The 23,452-nt window shown below is 36.4% G+C and carries 15 protein-coding genes; 6 read left to right on the top strand and 9 right to left on the bottom strand.

The genetic code is table 11. The features are described 5' to 3' along the window. The first annotated feature begins 66 nt into the window (after window positions 1-66). Window positions 67-1,527 (top strand): HEAT repeat domain-containing protein, encoded by a 1,461-nt coding sequence (locus BW942_RS08090; protein WP_000948326.1) that lies wholly within the window; start codon window positions 67-69, stop codon window positions 1,525-1,527. On the opposite strand, the gene BW942_RS08085 is transcribed toward BW942_RS08090, so the two are convergent. The 5 genes from BW942_RS08085 to BW942_RS08065 all read right to left on the bottom strand — a co-directional run bounded on the left by BW942_RS08085 (window position 1,516) and on the right by BW942_RS08065 (window position 7,067). After that, the gene (locus BW942_RS08085) at window positions 1,516-1,929 is read right to left on the bottom strand and encodes a response regulator (protein WP_000750243.1); all 414 of its coding nucleotides are present in this window, start codon (window positions 1,927-1,929) and stop codon (window positions 1,516-1,518) included. The two genes, BW942_RS08090 and BW942_RS08085, sit on opposite strands and share 12 nt — an antisense overlap. Then, window positions 1,926-3,821 (bottom strand): ABC transporter ATP-binding protein, encoded by a 1,896-nt coding sequence (locus tag BW942_RS08080; RefSeq protein WP_000667646.1) that lies wholly within the window; start codon window positions 3,819-3,821, stop codon window positions 1,926-1,928. The genes BW942_RS08085 and BW942_RS08080 overlap by 4 nt, the downstream gene beginning before the upstream one ends. Next, window positions 3,818-4,396 carry an anthranilate synthase component II gene (locus BW942_RS08075; protein WP_000479265.1) on the bottom strand — a complete coding sequence of 193 codons (579 nt, stop codon included), beginning with the start codon at window positions 4,394-4,396 and terminating at the stop codon, window positions 3,818-3,820. Before BW942_RS08075 ends, BW942_RS08080 begins: the two co-directional genes overlap by 4 nt. Further along, the gene (trpE, locus tag BW942_RS08070; protein WP_000449766.1) at window positions 4,396-5,817 is read right to left on the bottom strand and encodes an anthranilate synthase component I; all 1,422 of its coding nucleotides are present in this window, start codon (window positions 5,815-5,817) and stop codon (window positions 4,396-4,398) included. Before trpE ends, BW942_RS08075 begins: the two co-directional genes overlap by 1 nt. 86 nt (window positions 5,818-5,903) lie before the next feature. After that, complete coding sequence (locus BW942_RS08065) at window positions 5,904-7,067, bottom strand: acyl-CoA dehydrogenase family protein (protein ID WP_000393538.1); 1,164 nt, start codon at window positions 7,065-7,067, stop codon at window positions 5,904-5,906. Window positions 7,068-7,234: 167 nt separating this feature from the next. Between BW942_RS08065 and BW942_RS08060 the strand changes: the two genes are divergently transcribed. Continuing rightward, window positions 7,235-7,483 carry a hypothetical protein gene (locus BW942_RS08060; RefSeq protein ID WP_001197612.1) on the top strand — a complete coding sequence of 83 codons (249 nt, stop codon included), beginning with the start codon at window positions 7,235-7,237 and terminating at the stop codon, window positions 7,481-7,483. Between the two features lie 778 nt (window positions 7,484-8,261). Here the strand turns inward: BW942_RS08060 and polA are convergent. Further along, window positions 8,262-11,015: a DNA polymerase I gene (polA, locus tag BW942_RS08040; RefSeq protein ID WP_000825971.1), complete on the bottom strand. Its 2,754-nt coding sequence runs from the start codon at window positions 11,013-11,015 to the stop codon at window positions 8,262-8,264. Further along, on the bottom strand, window positions 11,012-12,118 hold the full coding sequence (locus tag BW942_RS08035) for a glycosyltransferase (protein ID WP_000600560.1): 1,107 nt from the start codon (window positions 12,116-12,118) through the stop codon (window positions 11,012-11,014). The genes polA and BW942_RS08035 overlap by 4 nt, the downstream gene beginning before the upstream one ends. 905 nt (window positions 12,119-13,023) lie before the next feature. Between BW942_RS08035 and BW942_RS08025 the strand changes: the two genes are divergently transcribed. Continuing rightward, window positions 13,024-13,800, top strand: a complete 777-nt coding sequence (locus tag BW942_RS08025; protein WP_000333392.1) for a class II glutamine amidotransferase — start codon at window positions 13,024-13,026, stop codon at window positions 13,798-13,800. Between the two features lie 461 nt (window positions 13,801-14,261). Further along, a complete protein-coding gene (gene amt, locus BW942_RS08020) occupies window positions 14,262-16,607 on the top strand; it encodes an ammonium transporter (protein WP_000797628.1) in 2,346 nt (781 codons plus the stop codon). 1,277 nt (window positions 16,608-17,884) lie between these two features. Here amt and BW942_RS08000 read toward each other — a convergent pair. Next, entirely contained in the window at window positions 17,885-18,718 is an 834-nt protein-coding gene (locus tag BW942_RS08000; protein WP_001159609.1) for a patatin-like phospholipase family protein, read from the bottom strand. Window positions 18,719-18,742: 24 nt separating this feature from the next. After that, complete coding sequence (gene cutA, locus BW942_RS07995) at window positions 18,743-19,063, bottom strand: divalent-cation tolerance protein CutA (RefSeq protein ID WP_000388230.1); 321 nt, start codon at window positions 19,061-19,063, stop codon at window positions 18,743-18,745. Window positions 19,064-19,186: 123 nt separating this feature from the next. On the opposite strand from cutA, the gene BW942_RS07990 reads away from it, so the two are divergent. Together BW942_RS07990 and BW942_RS07985 are read left to right on the top strand one after the other, a co-directional pair. Continuing rightward, window positions 19,187-20,557: an OmpA family protein gene (locus BW942_RS07990; protein ID WP_002970704.1), complete on the top strand. Its 1,371-nt coding sequence runs from the start codon at window positions 19,187-19,189 to the stop codon at window positions 20,555-20,557. Window positions 20,558-20,773: 216 nt separating this feature from the next. After that, window positions 20,774-23,371: a SpoIIE family protein phosphatase gene (locus BW942_RS07985; protein WP_000622415.1), complete on the top strand. Its 2,598-nt coding sequence runs from the start codon at window positions 20,774-20,776 to the stop codon at window positions 23,369-23,371. Window positions 23,372-23,452: the final 81 nt, after the last annotated feature.

The raw sequence follows: 23,452 nt of genomic DNA, 5'->3' as shown, positions 1-23,452 counted from the left end.
CTGAAAAATCAGTCGAATTTATGAATAGAATTCCTGCGAAAAAATTTTAATTGTCAAAGGCACACCATGTTATCATTTTCCAAATTACAAAATTTATTTCTTTATGTTATTCTTATTTCTCTCTTAAATGTTTTCTCAAGTTTAAAAGCAGAATCATTCAATAAACCTTTTCCAAATCAAAATTCTTTCCAAAAAACGGATGCTACGGAAGACGACGCCGAAAATTCCGATCCAAAAGAAACTCCCCCAAAAGAAAAAGAAACTGATCCAACAGGAAGTTTGAATATAGACGATCCAAGAACTTTAACGGAAGAGTGGGACGGAGTTTCTTCTTATGAAAGAAGAAAAAGAAAAGACCTTACTCTTAAAGAAAGACAAGAAATTGACTACGATCTTTCTGTTAAAAAAGGAATTCTTACAGTCTTTAGGGCAGAAACTGAAAAACGTTATAAAACTCTGGACCGGATTGCTCTTACTCATCCGATTCCAAGAGTTAGAGCCGCCGCCGTTTTAGCAATTGGTAGAATGGGGAAAGGTGGAATCAAAACCCTCCATCAGGTCATTGAAAAAGACGGAGAGGCTGTTAGACAAGCCGCCTATAGGGCGTTAGCTGATCTAGGTTCTCCTTCTTCTTTGAATTATTTTTTTAGTGGAATTAAATCTAGCGATCCAGATATTCAATTTTCCTCATGGAGGGGAATGGGAAAAACCCAAGACCCTTCTGCAAGAGATGCATTACTTCGGCAAGGAATTCGTTCTTCCAGGAAAGAAATCGTAAAAGCTTCTATTTTAGGGCTTGCGGCGTTTCAAATAAACGAAGACCTCAAACTGTTCAAAACGTATTTGAATTCGGATGATATTGAACTTCAAAAAATTGCGATCGAAGCCCTGGGAATTCATAAAACACGTGCATCCTTAAGAATTTTGGAACAAACTTTAGAAACAAAACCTCAATACGTTAAAAATATCATAGAGGCTATAGGCCAAAATACCAGTCTTTATGGAACATATTCTTTTATTAGAATATTGGAAAATTCTATTTCCGAAGATCTTACACAAAGGGTCATGCAGCAATTATATCTTAGAAAGGCCTTTTATCAGTTCGGAACCGTAAACGTAGAAGGAGCGTATTCTCAGGAAAGCCCTTATCCGGCATCTCGTAAATTACATCCGCTTTCTCCGGGTGAGGTGGGAAAAATTCTTAAAAAAAGTGATCGTAGATTCATCCAAAAAGTGGGAAATAAATTTGCGGAAGATCATTATTATCTTCTTCTATTAGAATCTAAAAATCCGGAAAGTTATTATGAAACGATTCAGTCTTGGGTTTTTGGATCGTATCTAAAAATCAGAACGATTACTGCTCCGCCTACAATGTTAAAAGAGAAAAAGGTAAAGAAATTTCTGAAAAAAAGACCACCTAGTTATAAATTCACTCCTGCTTCTGAAATGGAAGAAACCGATCCGGCTTCTCCTACTAATCAAAACGAAGAACCTACAACGGAAGAAGGTCCTCCTTTAGAGAACTGATTCGAACGTTATTCTTGATTTTAGAGAGGTGGAAAGGAATACCACCTTTCCTTCCTTTAATGGAACTTTGGGAACCATCCAACCGATTCCTGCAAACCAAGGTAATATAGAAGCAGAAAAAAACATTATCCCTGGAAAGTCAAAACCGGTGGTTGCGATGATTTTATTTCCAACGTAGCCGTCCTTATGAATTCTTCGAATCATCCAAAGTCCCGAGGTCTGGGTTTCCATGGTGATGTCGGTTACGATCGTGTGAAAACGATTTTTATCCTTTGAATAAATTTCCCAGCCTTGGGCTGCGTTTACCGCTCTTACGGTTTCAAAACCTTTTTGTTCAAACCAAATTTTTAAGTTGTTTGCATAACGGTCGTTGTCGTCCACGATTAAAACGCTTTTTTTCATGGTAGTACTCCGTTGTTGGCAAATTGATTATCTGATAATTTTCTATATATTCCATTTTTATCATATAGTGAATTATGATCTCCTTCTTCCACGATCTTTCCGTTATCCATTACTATAATTCTAGGAATATCCTTGATCGTAGAAAGTCTATGAGCAATTACGAATGTAGTTCTATTTGCATATAATCTTCGGAGTGCGTCACTGACTAATCTTTCCGATTCTACGTCGAGGGCGGAAGTGGCCTCGTCCAAAATCATAATTTCTGGATCTCTCAAAAGGGCTCTTGCAATTACAAGTCTTTGCCTTTGTCCACCTGAAAGATTTAAACCTCTAACTCCTAAAATACTATCGTATCCATTATCCATCTTTTTGATAAAGTCGTGGGCGTGTGCAAGTCTTGCTGCTCGAATTACGTCTTTGCGAGTTGCTCCTGGTTTTCCATAAGCAATATTATCTGCAACGGAGCCATGAAATAAAAATATGTCCTGGGTCACGATACCGATTTTTTTACGAAGATCTCCCAGGCTTAAATCTCGAATGTCGATTCCGTCAAACTCTATCGACCCGGAAGTTGGATCAAAAAATCTTGGAATCAAATCCATCAAAGTGGATTTTCCGCAACCACTCGCGCCTATAAGTGCAATCGTTTCTCCCTTTTTGACTTTGAGATTAATATCCTTTAAAACTGCGGAGCCAGTTCCTGGATAAGAGAAGAATAAATTTTTAAATTCTATATTTTGAGATAGAGGAGAAGCGGTTATCTTACTTTCTTCGCTATGGTCCTCCGTTTCTAAATCGATGATTTCAAAAATTCTTTTTCCAGAAGCGATAGACTGGGTCACCTTTCCTACCATTTGAGACAGTTGAGTTAAGGGTCTAAGTAGAAATAAAAGAGTCAAAAGGAAAGCCATAAACTCCCCTTGTGTGAATCTTCCGTTGTAAATTAAACTTGCACCCGCAGCAAAAAAACCAAGGACCACGACAGAAGAAGTTAATTCTACAAGAGAAGGTGCGATCTGGAGATAAAACTGACCTTTAAAATTTCTACGATAAACATTTTGATTGATCTTGCCGAATTTTTCCTGTTCGTATTTTTCCGAATTAAAAACTCGAATTACCTTAATTCCGGAAATCATTTCCTGAATGTTCGCGTTTAGATCTGCCATTTTCTCTTGAGATCTTGCGGTAGATTTAGTAATTTTTCTAGTAAACAAAGTGACCGGAAGGATGATTACAGGGACCGTAAGACAAGCAATTAATAACAATTCAGTATTCAAATATAATAATACCATTAAGTGTGTGATCACATAAAAAAAATTGATTGTAGCATCTCTGAAATTACTAGAAATCACAGCTGCGATTACTTCTACGTCGTTGATGATTCTACTCATCATCAAACCGGTTTTTTCCTTAAAAAAGTAAGTTAAAGGGAGAAGTTGGTTTTTTTCGAAAAGTTCCTGTCGAATATCACGCACCGCCTTATAACCTGCAGTGGCGATACAAAACACCGATAATAGATACGTAATCAATTTTAAAAGATATAATGGCATTACAATGATACAGATGGACCAAACTACTTCTTTGGGTTCTAATCCTTTTGTTCTTCCGTTGACCCATTCTTTTACTTCGATTAACAGAAGTTTGGTTTTTTCTAGTCCATCTAAGGAATCTTTTCCGAACACTTTTTGTTTAAGAATAATTCTCTGTTCTGGCAGTGTCATCTGTAATTGAAACCGAGTTTGTTTATCGTTTCCTAAAGAATCGAATAACGGAATGAGCGCCGTCAGAGAAACCGCGTTTAAAATTGCGGTTAACAACGCGAATACGATTCCTAACGTAAATCGATATTTATAATGTACAGAGTAAGATAAGAGCCTAAAAAAAAACTTCATAGCTCCTGAACGATGGATGAAAAGTTTCTAATTAAATCCAAACCGGCACCGGTCATGATGGACTCTGGATGAAATTGAACTCCATAAAGATGTTTTTTAGTTTTATGACGAACTCCCATAATTACTCCATCGGGAGTTTTAGAAGCAATTTCGAGTTCCTTAGGTAGACTTTCTGGTTGTATTACAAGAGAATGATAACGAGTCGCCACAAAAGGAGAGGAGATTCCTTTATAAATGTCTTTTCCGTCGTGTTCTACAAGAGAAATTTTTCCGTGCATGATAGAAGGAGCAGATACAATTTTACCTCCGTGAACAAGACCGATTGCTTGATGTCCGAGGCAAACTCCTAAGATAGGAAGTTTACCTCCTAATTCACGAATTACATCCAAACAAACTTTAGAATCTTCCGGGCGGCCTGGACCAGGAGATAAAATGATTGCTTTTGGCGAGAGATGTTTAATTTCGTCTAACGTAATTTTATCGTTACGATAAACTTCGATTTCATTTCCTATCTGAGAAAAATATTGATAAAGATTGTATGTGAAAGAATCGTAATTATCGATCAGGAGAAACATTATTTCCATTCTCCTTTGAGTCCATTTCTTGCGAACTCTACCGCTTTTAAAAGCGCTGCCATTTTATTTTTCGTTTCTTCTAATTCCAACTCTGGAACCGAATCGTATACAACTCCTCCGCCTGCCTGTAAGAACGCCGTGTCTTTGTAAAACACGATCGTACGAATGATGATTGCAAGATCAGTTTCTCCCGAAAAAGAAATATAGCCCAAAGCACCAGAATAAATCGCTCTTCGAGTTGTTTCTAATTCGTCTATAATCTCCATCGCGCGGATTTTAGGCGCACCCGACACGGTCCCTGCGGGAAGAGCGGCGCGAATCAAATCGTAAACAGTTTTTTCATCGTCCAGTTCGCCGGAACACTGACTTACAATGTGCATAACGTGGGAATATTTTTCAATAACTTTGAAATCATTCACGTGAACGCTTCCAGGTTTACAAACTCTTCCTAGATCGTTACGTCCTAAGTCGACTAACATAATATGTTCGGAAATTTCTTTAGGATCAGAAAGAAGATTCTCTTCTAGAAACTTATCTTCATTTGGATTTTTGCCTCGTGGACGGGTTCCGGCGATCGGACGAAGATAGGTCTGATTTCCAGCGTATTTTACCATAATTTCGGGAGAACTTCCGACGATGGTAATTTCGCCTAACTTAAGATAATACATGTAGGGACTGGGATTTACGGTTCTTAAGCCACGATAGACTTGAAACGGAGGAACATCCGGCTTAAATTTCAACTTACGGGAAGGAACTACCTGAAAAATATCTCCTGCTTGAATATATTCTTTGGCTTTTTCTACATTTTTCTTATATTCTTCATCTGGAATATTCGGATTTAACTCTAGACTTCCGGTTGCTATTTTAGGATTTTTGATCTCTTCCGGGATACTTCCGTTTCGAATTTCGTTTTCGATAGAGTTGATTTTATCAATTACAAAATCGTAACATTCTCTCAGGGAGGAGTGTTCTCCGACTCTTGCATTGACAACAATTCTTAACACATGATCAATATGATCGACTATTAGAAGTTCATCATAAATTCCAAAATAGCAGTCGGGGGCATTTTCATCTTCTGGTTTTGTATCTGGAATATTTTCGTAATAACGAACCGCGGCAAAGGATAAAAAACCGACCGCTCCACCTGCAAAAGGAGGAAGACGATAATCTTGAACATATACGTCATCTCCCAAAAGATTTTCTAAAAGAACCAAAGGATCATAAGTGATTACTTCTGTAGGAGGTTCATTTGCAACTGTGATATAAAAAAGACCGTCCTTACCTTGAAGGAGACGAGAAGGAGTTTTACCTAAAAAAGAATTTCTTCCCAGTTTTTCTCCGCCTTCTACAGATTCGAGTAGGAAGGAATTTTGAGAAGATTCACATCCCCATTTTGCAAACAGAGAAACTGGAGTTTCCATATCTAAAAAGATCTGTTTGAAGATAGGAATTAAATTTCCACGTTCTGCTTGAACGGAAAATTCTTCGAATGTGAGTGAGAATTCTTTCAGAAGTTCGGCCCCTCGATTCCCTTTCCGTCTGCGAGGAAACGAGAAACGATCATTCTTTGGATTTGAGAAGTACCTTCGTAAATTTGGAAAATTTTCGCGTCTCTCATTAATTTTTCAACCGGATATTCGGTGTTAAACCCATATCCTCCTAAAACTTGAACTGCATCTGTACAAACTCTCATACACATATCCGCACAAAACATTTTGGCGATCGAGGCTTGGTATGTATTTCTAAATCCATTATCAATCATCCAAGCAGCTTGATAACAGAGAAGTCTTCCTGCTTCTATATCTCTAGCCATTTCAGCGATCATAAAGGAGATTCCCTGATTTTCCATAATCGGGCGACCGAAAGTATTACGAGTATTTGCGTATTGGATAGAATGTTCCATCGCGGCGCGTGCAACTCCTACTGCTCCAATTGCAACTCCTGGGCGTGTATGATCGAAGGCACCCATGGCGATTTTAAAACCTTCTCCTTCTCGTCCGATCATTTGCCAAGCAGGAACTTTCACGTCTTCAAATGTGATTCCACGCGTGTCGGAACATTTCTGTCCCATATTGATTTCTTTCTTTCCCATGATAATTCCGGGAGTTTTTGAATCTACGATAAATCCGGTGATTCCTTTATGACCTGCTGATGGATCTGTTTTAGTAAGTACGAAAAACCAATCCGCATAACCGGCGTTAGTAATCCACATTTTAGATCCATTGAGGATATATTCGTCTCCAACTTTTTTTGCGGAAGTGCGAATGGCGGCCACGTCTGATCCAGCGCCTGGTTCGGTCACTGCATATGCCGCGAGCTTAAATTCTTCGGTCATAGGTTGAACGAATTCTTTTTTGATTCGATCGTTTGCTCCTAAAAGAACCGGTGCTAATGCTAAGTTATTTGCAAGAATGGCGGTTGCCATAGCGGAACATCCCCAGAAAAGTTCTTCTCCGATGATTACATCGTCTAATTCTTGCATCCCCGCACCGTTAAATCTGGGTTCGATATGAATATTCATCAATCCGATTTCCCAGGCTTTTTTTAAGACTGCAAGTGGGTATTCCCCCGTATGATCGTGATGCTCTGCTTTTGGGCGAATTTCCTCTTTGGCAAATTTTCTGGCGAGATCACGTAATTCTTTTTGTTCACTGGAAAGAGCGAATTCCATTTTTATAGTACACCTTGGTCGAAATTGAACGGTCCCAGACATCCCGCCTGGATTGCCGATGGACTGGATTTGGTTTTCCGGTTCGGCCTCGAAATCGGTTTTGGGACAAAGCTCTGTATGCAGGATTCGAAGAGAATCTTCTACCGTCAAGAAGGTACGAAAGTGAAATGCAAGTGCTCTTTAAAGAAGTAATTTTTTCCGTCTGTTGCTCAATCGATCCTGATTCCAACTGGAACTTTTTTTGCTTTTTCGATCCAGCTTTTGAAGTTATCTCGTTTTATAGAAAAATCCAATCGTTTTCGTTTAAAATAGATTCTGATTATTTTTTTCGTGTGGGAACTACCACTTTGTATTTTTGTGATCTTTCTGAAAAATGTGGGAGCTACTGCAAGTTTACTTTTTCAGTGGATTCATAATTCTCTTTTAAAAACATGTGGGAACTACTATTCTATCTATTTCTCGTAAGATTTCCGTTTTGAGTTTGTTATTCGGACGTTTATGAAAATGCGGACGGTTTGTTTTAATTCTGAGGATTTAGGATCTTGTCTAAAACCTGAACAAAAAACCGTTCTTAATTTCTTTGTAAAACGTGGTAGTTCCCACAAAAACCGTCTTTTTTGATTGGCAGTTGGATATTGACTTTTTTGCAATTTAGTTTTCTCGTGTGAGTTCCCACATCTTAAAATTTTCATACTTGTTAACGGTTCTAAAATCGAGGTGCGTCAGTATAAGTTTCCGATCGTTTTTCTATAATTTATAAAATAAACGTTCTTATTTTATCATAAATTCGTATAAGAAAATGAGAAAGAATTTTCTAAAAGTATGAGTTCCTACAATTTAAGAATTTATTTGTAAAATTGTGATTTGCGGTAGTTCCCACAGATTAAGTCGCATTACAGTTTTTTAAACATTCATTTTTTGTGACTCGAGTCGGATAGTTCCTCATTTTGTTTTTTATGGAAAAATCAGTTTTTATAAAACGAATCTCTTCGGTCGAACTCACGTTATTTTAACGCGAAAGGGATCGATGCGAGGTCAAGTTATTGGTATTTTATAAAAACCGAATCTGGTTCTGGAATTTCACAATAACTTGACCAGAGCGGAGAGCCCGGTCCGGCTTGCCATAGGTAAGCCGGATTCGCCCCGGTTTTTTACGTCGAATTCAAGTTAATTAAAAACGTGGGAACTGCCACTTTAGTGAGCTTCGTCCCAATTGACTCCGAACTTTCCTTCCACAACGATTGGAAGATCCAAGGACATTGCAGTTTCCATATGTTTTTTCATGGAGGCTTTGAAATCATCTTTTTCCTTTTTGTGAACTTCAAAGACCAGCTCATCATGAACTTGTAAAAGCATTCTGGATTTATAATGTTTTTTTTCTATATCTTCGTGAATCTTAATCATTGCGATTTTGATCATGTCTGCGCTGGTTCCTTGGATCGGACTGTTGATAGCAATTCTTTTTGCAGCTTCTTTTGCCGACTTATGAGTACTATTAATATCTGTCACAGGACGACGACGACCTGTCAAAGTCTGAACGTAACCGTTTTTTTCTGCAAATTCCACCATTGAATCCATATAACTTTTTACACCTGGATACTGTGTCATATAACGTTCTATAAACGATTTTGCTTCGTCTCTTGGGATTCTAAGATTACGACTAAGTCCGTACGGGGTCACTCCGTAGATCACTGAAAAGTTAACCACTTTGGCCTTGTCTCTCATCTCGTGAGTAACGTCTATTTCAGGAACTCCGTACAAAGCGGCGGCTGTTCTTTTATGAATGTCCAAGCCGTGATTGTATGCTTCCAGCATCGCAGGGTCCTTGGAGATATGAGCCATGATTCTAAGTTCTATCTGAGAATAATCTAAACTTAAGATTTCATAGTCGTTTGAATCTACGGTAAAACCTTTTCGAAGAAGCCTACCTTCCCGGTCCCTAATTGGAATATTTTGTAAGTTTGGATCTGTAGAAGACAATCTTCCGGTTGCCGCGATCGTTTGATTATAACTCGTATGAATTCTCCCAGTTTTAGGATTTACCATTTTTGGAAGAGCGTCTACATAAGTGGATTTGAGTTTGGTATATTTTCTATAATCCAGAAGTTTTTCTATGATAGGATGTTCTCCTGCTAATTCCTCTAAAACTTCGTGATCGGTAGAAAAACCGGTTTGGGTTTTCTTAACGATTCGTAATTTAAGATCATCGAATAGAATTTTTTGAAGCTCTTTCGTAGAAGCGATGTTAAACGGTCCGCCTGCTTGTCTGTGGATTTCTGATTCCAAATGACGAATTTCACGATCAAAGTCTCGAGCTAGTTCTTCAAAATAAGGCACGTCAAGTGCGATCCCAGTTTTTTCCATTTTTGCGAGAACAGAAATTAAAGGCATTTCCATTTCGCGTAGAATTGGTTCTACACCGGAATCTTTAATAGACTTTCTAAAAATTTGATAAAGCCTGAAAGTGACGTCCGCGTCTTCGGCCGCGTACTCTGCTACTTGTTCCGGATCTATGTCGGTCAGTTCTTTCTTTTTCTTTCCGGTGCCCACAAGGTCTTCGTAAGTGATCGTATTATAGTTTAAAAATTCCTTGGCAAGATCATCCATATTATGACGTCTTCCTTCCGGTCTAAGAACGTAAGAAGCGAGCATCGTGTCGAATTGAATATTATTTAACACAAAACCATGATTTTCTAATACAATTAGATCATACTTTATGTTTTGTCCTACTTTGGGAACCTGACTAGATAACACCGGTCCCAGATGTTCCCGAACCTCGTCTAAATTTAAAGATTTGTCCTGAAATAGAGAAGCGTTGTTTTTTACAGAAACATAAAAGCCTGTTTTTTCCTGATTAGAAAATGAAATTCCTACAAGTTCCGCCATAGCGGGGTTAGGTGAAGTGGTTTCCGTATCCACAGAAAGGACCCTAGATTTCAAAAGACCTCTGCAAATTTTAGAAAGTTCATCTATTGAAGAGATTAACTTGTAAGAACCTTTTTCTGCAGTAGGAATTGTTACGTTTTCAGAAGAATCTGCGGCCGGTTCCGGATCTTTAGGAACTTCTTTTCCGGCCGATTTTGCAAGATCTTTGGAAAGAACGTTATAACCTTGAGATTTAAAATAAAGAATTGCTGCATCCGATTTGTAATCCGGAATTTCTATATCTTTTTCGGTGATTCCTAATTGAAGATCTCTTCGAATAGTAGCGAGTTGTTTAGAAAGATATGCGTTTTCTTTTTGTTCGGAAAGTTTGGTTTTTAATCCGGGATTTTTAATCTTTTCCAGATTTTTATAAACTCCGTCTAAGGATTTATATTCTTGAAGAAGTTTTGAAGCTCCTTTATCACCGATCCCTTTTACACCTGGAATGTTGTCAGAAGTATCACCTACGATCCCCATGTAGTCTGGGATCTGTTTAACATCTACGCCTAACTCTTCTTTGACCCAAGCGGAATCGATTTCTACAAACTCCGTAACACCTTTTTTACCACGGAGCATTTTTATATTCTTTTTTTCTAATAATTGATATAGGTCTTTGTCTCCCGAAAAAATGAGAATTTCTTTTGCGGTAGATCGATATGTTTCACAGAGGGTTCCGATTACGTCATCCGCTTCTTGGCCTTCTACTTTTAGTATTTTGAAACCGATTTTTTCTAGTGTGTCCATTACTTCTTGAATTTGAGGACGAAGATCCTCTGGCATTGGCTTTCGGTTGGCCTTGTAGTCTTGAAATATTTTTCCTCTTTCCAGAGGACCACCCGGATCGAAGGTCATTGCAATGTGAGAAGGAGTATAATCCTGAATCAGTTTAAAAAGCATTTTAAAAAAACCGAATGTAGCTCCGCTCGGTTTTCCAGTTTTGGAATTGGTTAGATTGGAAGCGCCAAAGGCGTAGTAGGCGCGGAATACAAATGCGTGTCCGTCTATGATAAGGAGGCGTTTCATACTTTTTCTCCAAAAAGATCTTCTCCTAAAAAGGAGTAATAAGCAAGTTCCGTTTTGCGGATTGTGTTTTTTATGGAGAATCTTTTGACGGATTCTTTGTTAAAATTTCCAAACGTTCTGCGGAGTTTTAAATCATCAATAAGAATTTCATAATATTTTGCTAGAGATTCAGAATCTCCTACTTCCGCAAGGAATGCCCCTTTTTCGTGGGTGAGCATTTCTCCGATTCCGCCACCTTTGGTCGCTACGATTGGAAGTCCCACCGCCATCGCATCTAAAATGGAGGTTCCTAGTCCTTCTTCTTTGGAAGTGAGTGTAAAAATGTCAAATAAAGAAAGAATATCTGGAACGTCAGTTCTATAGCCGGTAAAAATTAATTTATCAGAAATTTCTAATGTATTTGCGAAGTCTTCCAGTTCTTTTCTGAGTTCTCCTTCGCCTACAATAAAAACTTTAAAGTTTTTAGACGGATCAATTTTAGAAACTGCTTTTAAAAGAGTTTTTTGATCTTTGTGGTCTACTAGGGCTGCAACGTTTCCGATTACGATCGTATCTTTTTTTAGGGAAAATTCTTTTTTATAGAGAGTGGAGTTCGGAAGTTTTTTGGCGAAGGCGAAATCGATTCCACTATGAACGGTTACGGTTTTTGCAGGATCAACTCCATCTCTGAGTAGAATTTCTCGGATCTTATCGGATACGGTTAGAAAAAGATCGTTCCGTTTGGATTTATATTTCCAAATCGAAAATAAGTTTTTTCTAATACTAAAATCCACTCGTCTGGAAACTATGAGTTTTGTATTTGGAAGTTTTGATTTTGCGAGCAAGGCAAGTGTATGTGCCTTTGCCGTATGAGTATGTATAAGTTTAATCTTTTTTTCTAGAACGATGGCACGGATTGTTTGGATGGATGTAAGATCCCATTCTCCTCTCATGTCCACGGCTTGAAAGGGAAGTCCTTGGTCGGAACATCTATTTTCTAGAGCGGAGCCGGGTCGGCCTAAAATGAGTTGTGGAATTTTTCTTTTTTTGAGACCTTCTGCTAAGAGTAAGAGTTGTCTTTCTCCGCCTCTCCAACCAGTTTCCGTATCTATATGTAAAATCACCGGTTCAGTTTCCAGTTAGCTGTCATTTCTGCAAGGAATCCTTGAAAAATCACTGGACAGAATCTTCTGTTTTTGTGAATATTATTCTAATATATTAAACGATAATTTGAGTTTGTAAGATTTTTTCGTAAAATCTTTAGCATGTGGGAACTCATACGGATATTGTCTGGTAGAAAGAAAAAGTTCGTTAAAGAACGATCAATTGCAGAATGAGACAAAATTTGTGGGAACTACTGCAAATCCGAGATTCTACAGTAAAAATTCTGAATTGTGGGAACTACCACGTTTTTTATTAGCATAGAACAACCAAATTCGAAAGCGATTTTGTGCTGAAGTTCTACTAGGACGATCTAAAACGCGATCTATACTGAGTTAAAATGATATTGGAGAGATGTACTGAATTTAGTTAGAATAAGAAATACTCGAGTTAAATTTCGAAAGAATTGAGGCACTATGTTAACGTGAATTAACGGGAAAGGGATCGACCGAGTAACTGCGAACGCTCTCTCAAACTAAAGCCGTCTCGCGCTTCTATGGGTGCTCGAAGTAACTAAAGCGTTTTACTCTTTATGGATCGTTCGACGGATTGCGTTCAAAATTGAAGCTAAAGATAATTGTTATATAATGTTTTCTATATGCAATTGATTGATCAGAGCTAAGAGCCTGGTTCAGCTTCTCATAGGCAATCCGGATTCACCCCGGTTTTCTTACGTCGAATACACTTTATTTGAATGTTGCGATTTATCTAAAACAGCGACATTGAGTTTGATGTAGTTTACAAGCTATTTAACCGTAAAATTTGCGAATGATTCTCTCAAATTTTTTTTATACTGAACTTAAGGTTGTATTAAGAATTTAAAATTTAATGAATCGAGATTTGGAACAAACTCTTAAGGAAAAACAAAATGTGTGAACTTCTGGGAATGAGTGCAAATGTCCCGACAGATATTTGTTTCAGTCTGACCGGACTTGTACAAAGGGGTGGAAAAACAGGACCTCATAGAGATGGTTGGGGAATTGCATTTTATGAAGGGAAAGGTCTGAGAGTATTTCACGATCCCGAACCAGGAGTAGAATCTAAAATTGCAGCCTTTGTTCAGAAGCTTCCTATTAAAAGCGAAACGGTGATCAGTCATATTCGCAAAGCAAATCATGGAAAAGTGGAATTGAAAAATACTCATCCTTTTATTCGAGAATTTTGGGGTTCTTATTGGACCTTCGCCCATAACGGACAATTTAAAAAGATTAAACAAGAACCTTTAGGTGATTTTCATCCGGTCGGAAGTACGGATTCAGAACATGCTTTTTGTTGGTTGTTGGGAAAGTTAAAACGAAAATTCAAAACTTACCCTAAAAAGGAAACAGAACTATTCAAAACCATTGAATCTTTATTGTGGGAACTCCATCAAAAAGGAGTTTCTAATATTCTATTAAGCGATTCTAAAAATTTATACGCGTTTTGTTCCACAAAACTTTCCTGGATCACAAGAAAATCCCCATTTGGAAAAGCCAGACTTGTAGACGCAGACTTAAGCGTGGATTTTCGAAAAGTAACTACACCGGGAGATCGAGTCACGGTAATTGCAACGTGCCCACTTACATCCAATGAAGAATGGACTATCTGCAAACCGGGTGATTTTTCTGTTTGGAGAAAAGGTAAAATCGTATTTTCCAATCAATAAAATTGGGATCTAATCGTAAGTTAACGTGAATTCGAGGTAGGAATTCGTTTTATAAAAACCTGATTTTTCCATAAAAAATAAATGTGGGAACTACCCGACCTCGAATCATAAAAAATGAATGTTTAAAAATTTATTATGCGACTTAATCTGTGGGAACTACCGCAAGTCGAGATTTTACAGATAAATTCTAAAATGTGGGAACTCTTACAAATCTATTAGTAAAAAAATTCTATACAAAGAATAAATCGTTGATTTCAAGAACGATCTGAATTCTCTCCATGGAAAGGTCTTCGAAAAATAGAATTATTCGATCTAAATCTGTAAAATAAAAATCTTTTACTTTTTCGTAGTTGGAAAGAATTTATTTTGGAATTTACCCTACAACCAGGAACTCGAAGAAACGAAGCCCTAGGAAAACTTCACCTATAAAACTTCGAAAGAATGAATCATTTGGAAACTTTATGAAAAACCGCGTTGCAAACAGAATCGTTTTAATACTTTTTTTAGGAATTAACCTTCCGTTATTTTCTGAATCTCCAGCCTTGGAATTATCTAAGACCGTGGATCCGATTTGGCTCATCCTATGCGCAGCTTTGGTGTTTTTTATGCAGGCTGGATTTTTGATGTTGGAAACCGGACTTTCTAGACTAAAAAATACAATCAACGTAGCTGTAAAAAATCTTATGGATTATATCGTAGGAACGATCGCGTTTTTCTCCGTAGGTTTTGCATTGATGTTTGGACTTTCCTATGAAGGTTGGATAGGAACTAATCATTTCTTTTTAACCGGTTTAAAAACCGGTAAAGATTTTTCCTTTTTTTTATTCCAAGTCGCGTTTATGGGAACGGCGGCGACAATTGTTTCTGGAGCGGTTGCCGAACGTATTAAATTTTCTGCATATTTAATCGTATCGGTTGTGGTTTCATTATTTATCTATCCGGTTTTTGGGCATTGGACTTGGGGAGGAGGTTGGATCGCAAAGATCGGTTTTGTGGACTTTGCTGGTTCTACCGTTGTGCACTCGTTAGGTGGTTGGATCGCTTTGGCTGGAGTGATCGTTTTAGGACCTAGAAAGGACAAATTTAAAGAAGACGGTACTCCTAGAAAAATTCATGGACATAATCTAACCTTTTCGGTGTTAGGCGTTTTTATACTTTGGTTTGGATGGTTCGGATTTAACGGAGGAAGTGCACTTTCTTTTACGGATCAAGTTCCTTTGATCATTTTGAATACAAGTCTTGCCGGAAGTGTCGGAGGAATTTTTGCGATCACTTTTTCTTGGATTTTTTATAGAGTTGCATCGGTAGAAGACTGCATGAATGGAGTGTTAGGTGGTCTGGTCGCAATAACTGCCGGTTGTCACGCTTTTCAGCCCTACGCATCTTTGATAGTAGGTGCTCTCGCTGGAATTTCTGTTGTGATTACTTCTTGGGTATTAGAAAAAATTCTAAAGTTAGACGATGTGGTAGGGGCGTTTCCGGTTCACGGAGTCTGTGGAATTATAGGGACACTTTTATTACCAATTCTATCAGAAAATCAAGATATTCGAATATACCCTCAATTCATTGGAGTTTTAACCTGTTCTTTCTGGGCTTTCGGTTTGGGGATGATATTGTTTTTGCTATTGAAGATTTCAATCGGAATCAGAGTGAACGAAGAATTTGAAGAAAAAGGACTGAATGTTACGGAGCACGGAGCAGGTTCCAGTTGGATCGATCTTATACATTCTCTTAAGGATCTCGCCAAAGGAGGAGGCGATTTGACCCGGAAGATTCACGTAGATTCAGGAACAGAAGCGGGAGCGATTGCGTTTTTGATGAATCGTTATCTCGCAAATTTAGGGCAGATGATTTATACGATCAAAGAAAAGTCTATCGAATTGGAATATTCTTCTTCCGAGATCTCGGTTGCTTGGGGAAAAATGAGTCAAGGAATTCAGCAACAAGCCGCAAATTTAGGGGAAGTTACTTCTATATTCGATTCTTTTAGAGAATCTTTTCAAACAATTTCTTCTTCAGCGGCTCAACAAAAGGAAATGGAAACAAGCGCGAGTGAATTGTTAAACGAACTCGTATTTGGATTTCAAAAGTTCGATTCCGATTTAAAAAATAGTTCCGAAAAATCGGAAGAATCTGTCAAAGCAATCGACCTGAGCAGGAAAGAACTCAATCAATTAGAAACCGATATTAACGATATAGGATCTTCCGCTAAAAAAGTAGAAGGCCTAGTAAAATTACTCAACGATATATCTACCAAATTGGGAATGTTATCTATTAACGCTTCTATCGAAGCTGCGCGTTCCGGAGCGGCGGGAAAAGGTTTCGGAGTGGTTGCAGAAGAAATCAGCAAACTCGCTTCGAGCACACAAGAAAGCACAAAAAAGGCTTCGGAAATTTTAGGTGAAATTCAATCCACGGTTTCGCGCGGAAAAACTACGGTTCAAACTTCTGTAGAATTTTTTAAAAACTTAACGGAAGAATTTAGATTTTTAGCTGAGACATACATAACAATAAGAAAAAGTAGTTTACATTATTCTAATTTAATTGGGAACTTAAATCGTTTAAATACTTCCATTACAAACCAGAGTGAAATCATCATGACGGACATAGATAAACGATTTTCTGAAATCGGTAATCTTTACGAATCTGTGGATCTTATCAACGGCGCCTTTCATGAAATTTCTGCACAATCGGAAGAGTTGAATGCAACTGGTGAATTTTTAAAACAACTCGCTGAAATTCTAAATTCACTCGTCCGAAATTTTAGAGTAGAACAAAACTCTTCTCAAGAATTGATTCCTGGATAAAGTGATTTCGAAAATTTTTTTGATTTTAATAATTAGAATTATTGAAAACTTCTATAGTGGGATTGGCAAAACTGCTTCAATTGTCTATTTCAATACAACGGAAATAAGATGGAGAATTAATTTTTCAACAGTTCTATTATAAAAAGGTGATAATTCCGGAATTAAAAAATGTAATTTGTGGAATTTTCTCGGTTGTTTTACAAGAAAACTTTTTAATGAAACGTGTTAGTTCCCACACACAGAAACTGTCGTTTTATTATTTTAACGTGAGTTTGGTGTAAGAGATTCTTTTTATAAAAACCTGACTTTTCCATAAAAAATAAGATGTTTAAAAATTTACAATGCGACTTAATTTGTGGGAACTCTCACAGATCGTGGATTTACCAGTTGAAATTTAAAAATTGTGGGAACTACTATAAATACCAGAAGAATCATCGTTCATCCGATTTTGTACAAAGTCACTGTTTTACGGCCATCATCAAAATTTAAACTCATTTTAACGTAAGTTAGGTGGGAATAAAATTTTCTAAAAGTATGAGTTCCCACATTTAAGTTAATCTGTAAAGTTCAGATTCCAACTTTTTTCAGAATCATGGGTTTCTTACTTTGAACTTATATTATTGTATGGTTTGAGTAGTAGTTTTCTTGTTACTTTAACTTGAATAACGCGAAAGGAATCGATGCGAGGAACTTAGAGCCTTCATTTCTATGGGCGCTCGACAGATCGCCTTTTAAATTGAAACTAAAGATGATATGTTGTATAATGTTTCCTGCATGCAATTGATTGACCAGAGCGCCCGTCCGACTTTCTGTGGCAGCCGGATTCGCCTAGATTTTCTTACGTCGAATTCACATTGTTTAAGTTCTTGTATGAGTTCCCACATCATGTTACAGACAAACCTAAGTTTTGTGGTAGTTCCCACATTTTAAGACAGGCTTTTGGTTTTTCACATTATTTAGATTCTTTTTCTAATCACAAAAATCTTTCTTAAAAACTAGGATAGTAATTCCTACATTCTAAAAAGTTTAATTCAGAACTACATAAAAGAATATCCAATATTTTATTACAGAATCAAGTTTTCAGCCCGACGTATGAAAAGAATATTATGATAAGCTTGTTTCAAAAATTAAAATGTGGGACCCTCTTTCAAAAAAACTAAGTTAGACGTAGTTTGTATCATTGCAAAATAGACCGTTCATTTTTAAAATTGTTTTCAAGCGTTCGGATAATAAGATACAAGTAAAATACTCAATTTTATAGAGATCGTTAGGACAAATCAAATTTTAGATAAAATTTTTTTCTTCCAGTGATGAGCACTTTTTCTACCTTCTTCCATCGCCTCTTTACCATGTCTGAGTTGGTTTGCGTCTATATAAGGAGTCAAAGTTTCTATTCTCAATATTCTCTTTTTGTAATGTTTGGCGAGAAGTTCTTTTAATTCTCTCGTTTCATTTTCTATAATCTGGACCGAAGAATGGAAGGCGCGGATCATAGCCTTTTCAGAATGACCTTTTTTAGTGCGAATACTATGAATCACTATTTTATGAATAGATTTATCTAGAATTAATTCTTTGATCGGTTCTTGATCGGCAACTCCCCCGTCGATAAATTCTTCTTCCCCTAACTTTTGAATTTCGAAAAGAAAAGGAAACGTCATAGAAGCGAGAATCTGATCGATTAAATCTCCTTTTGTTTTGAGTTCTCGAATTTGTTTTGTGATGTTTGAAACAGAGATTCCCATCGGAATGGAAAGTTCTTCGATTTTTTTATGACCTAAATGAGGTTTGAGTAATTCTTTAACATTTTTACCGGAAAGAATTCCTGAATAATTTTTAAGTCCTTTTCGAATGGGTTTTACAAAGTTCGTAACTAGATTTCCTTCCCAAAAATCTTTCTTTTTCAAATTCAAAATTAAATCAGTCATGGTATCAATAGGAATTCCCGCAGCAACGAGAGAACCTATTAATGCTCCGGAACTACAACCGGTGATTTTAGAAGGACGAAAACCGATTTCGGAAAGTCCTTTGGCAAAACCTGCATGTGCGTAAAAGCCAAAAAATGCCGAGTTAAATGTAAGAGCCGTAAATTTTTGTTTAACGTGAAATTGCAAAATATAACCTTTTTTGAATGTATTTTAATCTGCGAGCACTTCGCTGTAGATCCATGAAAAATAATCCTTATTTCCTTCTAATAAAGGTAGGCTTACTATACAAGGAACGGAATAACTGTGTAAGGATTTGACCCTTAAAATTACTTCCGTCATCAATTCGCTTTTCGATTTCAGAATTAAAATGGCTTCATTTTCTTCTATTAATTTATCCTCCCAATGATAAATTGATTTCATTTTAGGGATAATATTTGCACAGGCGGCCAGTCTTTCTTCCACGAGAGTCTTGCCGATTTTAAGTGCTTCCTTTTCGTTGCTCGTCGTAACGTAAACAAGTCTCGCTTCCATTGGGATTCTCCTTAACGTAAATAAATCGGAAATTCAGTTTTAAATTTCGTCCTAAATTCGTATTTTTTGGAAAGTTTTTTACACTTTCCTTATGTTTTAAAGGAATCTTACGAAACTAAAACTATGGGGAAATTTTCCAATCAACCTTCAAAATCCAAAATCATAAACAGACGTTTACGAAGAATTGTATCATACGTTTTTATTATTTCTACATTGATCGGTTTTACTTCTACTTTTCCAGAAGAATCGGGCAAAGTTCTCTTTCGTTGGAAACTAAAACCAGGAGAGAATGTAGAATTAAACGAATATCATCGAGTACAATTAGTAAGTATGGGAAAGAAAATTAGAAGAGAAGATAAAAATCGAATCCTATTACAAACCCTTTCCTGCGAAAATAAAGAATGTACGTTAGAAGGATTTTTTGATACTTACACTCGTTTTCCCGAAGTTGATCCTGCGTTTCGTAAAGATAAAACGTTTAAGAGCAGATTTCAAATAACAGATTTAGGTCAATATAAAGTGCCACAGGAATACAGTATGCCTAATCTCCGCTCTCTTCCTAGTTTTTCCGAAAAACCAATTTCCATTGGAGAAGAATGGACACAACCCGCTACGGAAAGTTTTCAATTTCCAGGAGGAAGGGTTATGATCACGGTTTTTGCGAAATATAAGTATCACGGTGTAGACGAATGGGAATATCAAAAGTTGTCCGGTAAAGGAGATCGTATCGAATACAATTATAATTTATATTATGATTCTCAAATGAACAGAACCGGGGTTCCATTTAAGATCTACGGATTTGCGCGAGGAATGGTATTTTTTGATCGCGAACTTGGAATTCCACAATATAAAAGGGTTCAGTTGTCGTACACTTTTGTCTATGAAAATGGAATGGCGCAAGAGATGTCGTTCGACATTCACGGAGTATATAATAAAAACGTAAAACTTACGGATCAAGACAAGGACAAGTTTGCGGAAGAAATCCGTAAAATTTTAGGAGGAGAACTTCCAACTGGAATTGAACCAGATTCCGATTCAAAAAAGAATTTAAAAAAACCGAAAAAGGAAACCATTTCATGGCCGGAAGAAGAGGATAATCAAGCCGCACCAGAAGGTTCGCCGGTAGAAATTAGAAGAACAGAAGAAGGAATCGCTATTTCTTTAAATTCAGTGTTGTTTGATCACAACAGCTCAGAACTTAAACAAGAAGCAAAATTAGAATTAAAAAGAATCGCATCCGTATTGAAAAAATATGCAGATAGAGAAATCAGAATTAGCGGGCATACTGACAATTCAGGCGGGGAGGAATATAATCGAAAACTTTCCAGAGAAAGAGCACTTTCCGTTTTGAAGGAACTCAGAGATGAACAAGGTTTGGAAGAAAAAAGAATGTCTTACGAAGGATATGGGAAATCAAAACCGATTGCAGATAACTCTACGATTCAAGGTAGGCAAAAAAATCGTAGGGTAGATATTACTATTGTAATGGAATAAGTTAAAAAAATAAAATATTATTAGAAAAAAGTTATTTCATAAAATATATTATCATTGTTGCATTAAAAGAATCGACTAACGTTAAGTAATACGTTTTTCTAAAACTGATTTCTAAACTGAAAATGTAGATTTTCAGTTTAGTTATGATAGTCGTTTATTAATTCTTGCAAAATCAAAATTTTCTGTTACTTTGTTTAGGGTTTTTTGACAGCCAGAATGATAAGTGACATTATAAAATTCGATCCGAAGATATTTTACGATAAATTGATTTGGATTTTTATATTTTTTGTATCTACTCCGATTTTTGCATTTCCGATTGATCTCACAAAAGATTGGAAAATAATTTCCGGAAAAAATCTGAACGCTTCTATCAAGGACGTTTCCTGGAAAGAATTAAAATCTCTTCCGATTCCAGAGGATTCCATTTCTTTTTCTGAAGGTATATATACTTTAACATTATTGAAAACTTTTGAAGTTTCCGCAAATGACTTTCAAAAACTTGCCTTAGATGGACTTTCAATTCACTTTCCTTTATTGACAAACGTTTATGAAGTTTATTTTAACGGAGAAAAAATCGGAAGCGGAGGAATCGTATTAAACGGAAAAATCATAAAGGACGGATTTAAAAGACATGTGATTCTTCCGATTCCGGAGAATAAGGTTCAAATAGGAAAGAATGAAATCAGATTGATTTTATCATCTAACGCAGGAGAAGAATTGAATGTATATGCCAGTTTTGATTCTGCACCTCTCGTAATAGATCTACAATCCAAAAACGTTTTGATATTATCGGAGCGATCTAGATGGATGCTTGCGTTTTTATATTTATTTGTCGGATTTTATCATTTCTTATTATATTTCAAACGTCCTCAAGAAAAGTACAATCTGTTCTTTGGACTTTTTTCCACGTTTTTTTCTGTTTATATCCATCTTAGAAGTAACGCGGTCTATGAACTCAATTTAGATCCACTTTTCCAAATGAAATTGGAATACATGGTAATCTTTAACATAACCTCACTTTTTCTTTTGTTTTTAAATACGTTTTTCCAGTATAAAATAAGTTTTGTTTCTAAATTATATCAAATTTTTACACTTACGCTTACTTTGTTGATTCCTTTTTCTAACAGGTCCGTTTGTCTATTTCTGTTAAAACTATGGCAGTTCTCAATTTTTACGTTTATAGTATATTCTTTTTTTATAATGTATAAATCTCTAGTTCGGAAAAATCCGGATGCAATTCGTATGATCTTCGGTTTTTTGGTCTTAATGATTGCGGGAGTTATGGACCTGATTGGCTCTATGGGGCTGATTGATAATTTAGAAAATTATGGAATTTTAAAGTATGGTTTTTTTGTTTTTGAAGTTGGAATGGTCTTTATATTAGCAAATCGGTTTTTGAGAGTACACAAAGAGGCGGAAGAATTAAATTTAGACTTGGATCAAAAAGTAAAAGAAAGAACAAGGCAATTGGAAAATACATTAGAGCAAGTCCGAGAACTTAAGATTCAACAAGACGGGGATTACTTTTTAACCTCTTTAATTTTGGACCCCTTAAATCGAAATCAGGTAGAAAATGATTTTATAGTTTTGGAAGGGTTTAGTAAACAGAAGAAAAGATTTCAGTTCAAACAATGGAAAAAAGAAATCGGTGGAGACATCATTATCGCAGATGAGATTTGTTTAAAGAATAGGAAATGTCTTGTTTTTGTAAACGGGGATGCGATGGGAAAATCTATTCAAGGAGCGAGTGGGGCTTTAGTTTTAGGGGTTGTATTTCGTTCTTTTATATCTAGAACAAAAACGGTTTCTTCTTATCATTCCAAACCGCCTGAGTTATGGCTCAAAGAATGTTTTTTAGAACTTCAAAATATTTTTGAATCTTTTGACGGTTCTATGTTGGTATCTGTCGTTTTGGGTTTAGTGGATTTGGAATCCGGAGTTTTATTCTTTTTGAATGCGGAACATCCTCCTACTGTACTTTACAGAAATGGAGTTGCAACTTTTATAGAAAATAAATTAGAACTTCGTAAAATAGGAATTACAGGTTTGGAAAGTAAGATGAAAGTAAAGACTTTTTTTCTAGAAAAAGGAGATACTATCATTGTAAGTTCTGATGGAAGAGACGACATTTTGCTAGGAATGGATCAGGACGGAATACCGTTGATCAACGAAGACGAATGTCAATTTTTAAGAAGGGTGGAGGAGTCGGGAGGAGATCTGGATTTATTAGTTCAAGGTCTTGAAAACTACGGAGAATTAACAGACGATTTAAGCATAGTTAAGCTGACTTATCTTAAAGAGCCAGTTCGTTTAGAGTCTTTTGCAAATTTGCCATCCTTTCAATTTCCGGATGAAACGTATTTAAAATGTCTACAGGACGAAAATTGGGAACATACAATTTATCATCTAGAAAATCTCAAAAGCAAAATATCCGAGGAGTTTCTACCACCGGTTTTTAAAAAAGAATTAGCAAAAGTATATTATAAAATTGAAAAGTATGAAGAAGCACTTTTTTTATTTGAAGAGTTGATTTCGGAATTTCCGGAGGACGTTGAAATTATTTTTAACGCTTCTTTGATTTACAAAAAACTAAAACGGTATCACGAGTCGATCGAATTAGGAGAAAGAGTTTTATTAAGGGAACCAGATTTTCTAAACAACATTGTAAATCTTGCGGAATCTTATATTTTAATTTATGAAAGGGAAATGGCTCTTGGTTTGTTGGAAAAAATTGAATGTTTAGATACTGATCATTTGTACACTCAAAAGATTAAAGCACAATTAGAACAGCCAGAACTCTATAAGAATCCTTAAAAAAAATTGGAATCTATCTTAAATGTAGAGTTTTTTTGTTTTTTTCCCAACTAACAAACAATAGTTGTAGATTAAATCTTA

Source organism: Leptospira interrogans (assembly GCF_900156205.1).
Taxonomy (GTDB): Bacteria; Spirochaetota; Leptospiria; order Leptospirales; family Leptospiraceae; genus Leptospira; species Leptospira interrogans.
This window is presented reverse-complemented; position numbering and strand designations above follow the sequence as displayed.

Bases quoted from the DNA above. Each gene is read 5' to 3' on its own strand.
- BW942_RS07990 (WP_002970704.1), top strand. From the start codon at position 19,187: ATGGGGAAATTTTCCAATCAACCTTCAAAATCCAAAATCATAAACAGA.
- BW942_RS08060 (WP_001197612.1), top strand. From the start codon at position 7,235: ATGCAAGTGCTCTTTAAAGAAGTAATTTTTTCCGTCTGTTGCTCAATC.
- BW942_RS08065 (WP_000393538.1), bottom strand. From the start codon at position 7,067: ATGGAATTCGCTCTTTCCAGTGAACAAAAAGAATTACGTGATCTCGCC.
- BW942_RS07985 (WP_000622415.1), top strand. From the start codon at position 20,774: ATGATAAGTGACATTATAAAATTCGATCCGAAGATATTTTACGATAAA.
- BW942_RS08090 (WP_000948326.1), top strand. From the start codon at position 67: ATGTTATCATTTTCCAAATTACAAAATTTATTTCTTTATGTTATTCTT.
- BW942_RS08085 (WP_000750243.1), bottom strand. From the start codon at position 1,929: ATGAAAAAAAGCGTTTTAATCGTGGACGACAACGACCGTTATGCAAAC.
- polA (WP_000825971.1), bottom strand. From the start codon at position 11,015: ATGAAACGCCTCCTTATCATAGACGGACACGCATTTGTATTCCGCGCC.
- BW942_RS08080 (WP_000667646.1), bottom strand. From the start codon at position 3,821: ATGAAGTTTTTTTTTAGGCTCTTATCTTACTCTGTACATTATAAATAT.
- BW942_RS08025 (WP_000333392.1), top strand. From the start codon at position 13,024: ATGTGTGAACTTCTGGGAATGAGTGCAAATGTCCCGACAGATATTTGT.
- trpE (WP_000449766.1), bottom strand. From the start codon at position 5,817: ATGGAAACTCCAGTTTCTCTGTTTGCAAAATGGGGATGTGAATCTTCT.
- cutA (WP_000388230.1), bottom strand. From the start codon at position 19,063: ATGGAAGCGAGACTTGTTTACGTTACGACGAGCAACGAAAAGGAAGCA.
- amt (WP_000797628.1), top strand. From the start codon at position 14,262: ATGAAAAACCGCGTTGCAAACAGAATCGTTTTAATACTTTTTTTAGGA.
- BW942_RS08075 (WP_000479265.1), bottom strand. From the start codon at position 4,396: ATGTTTCTCCTGATCGATAATTACGATTCTTTCACATACAATCTTTAT.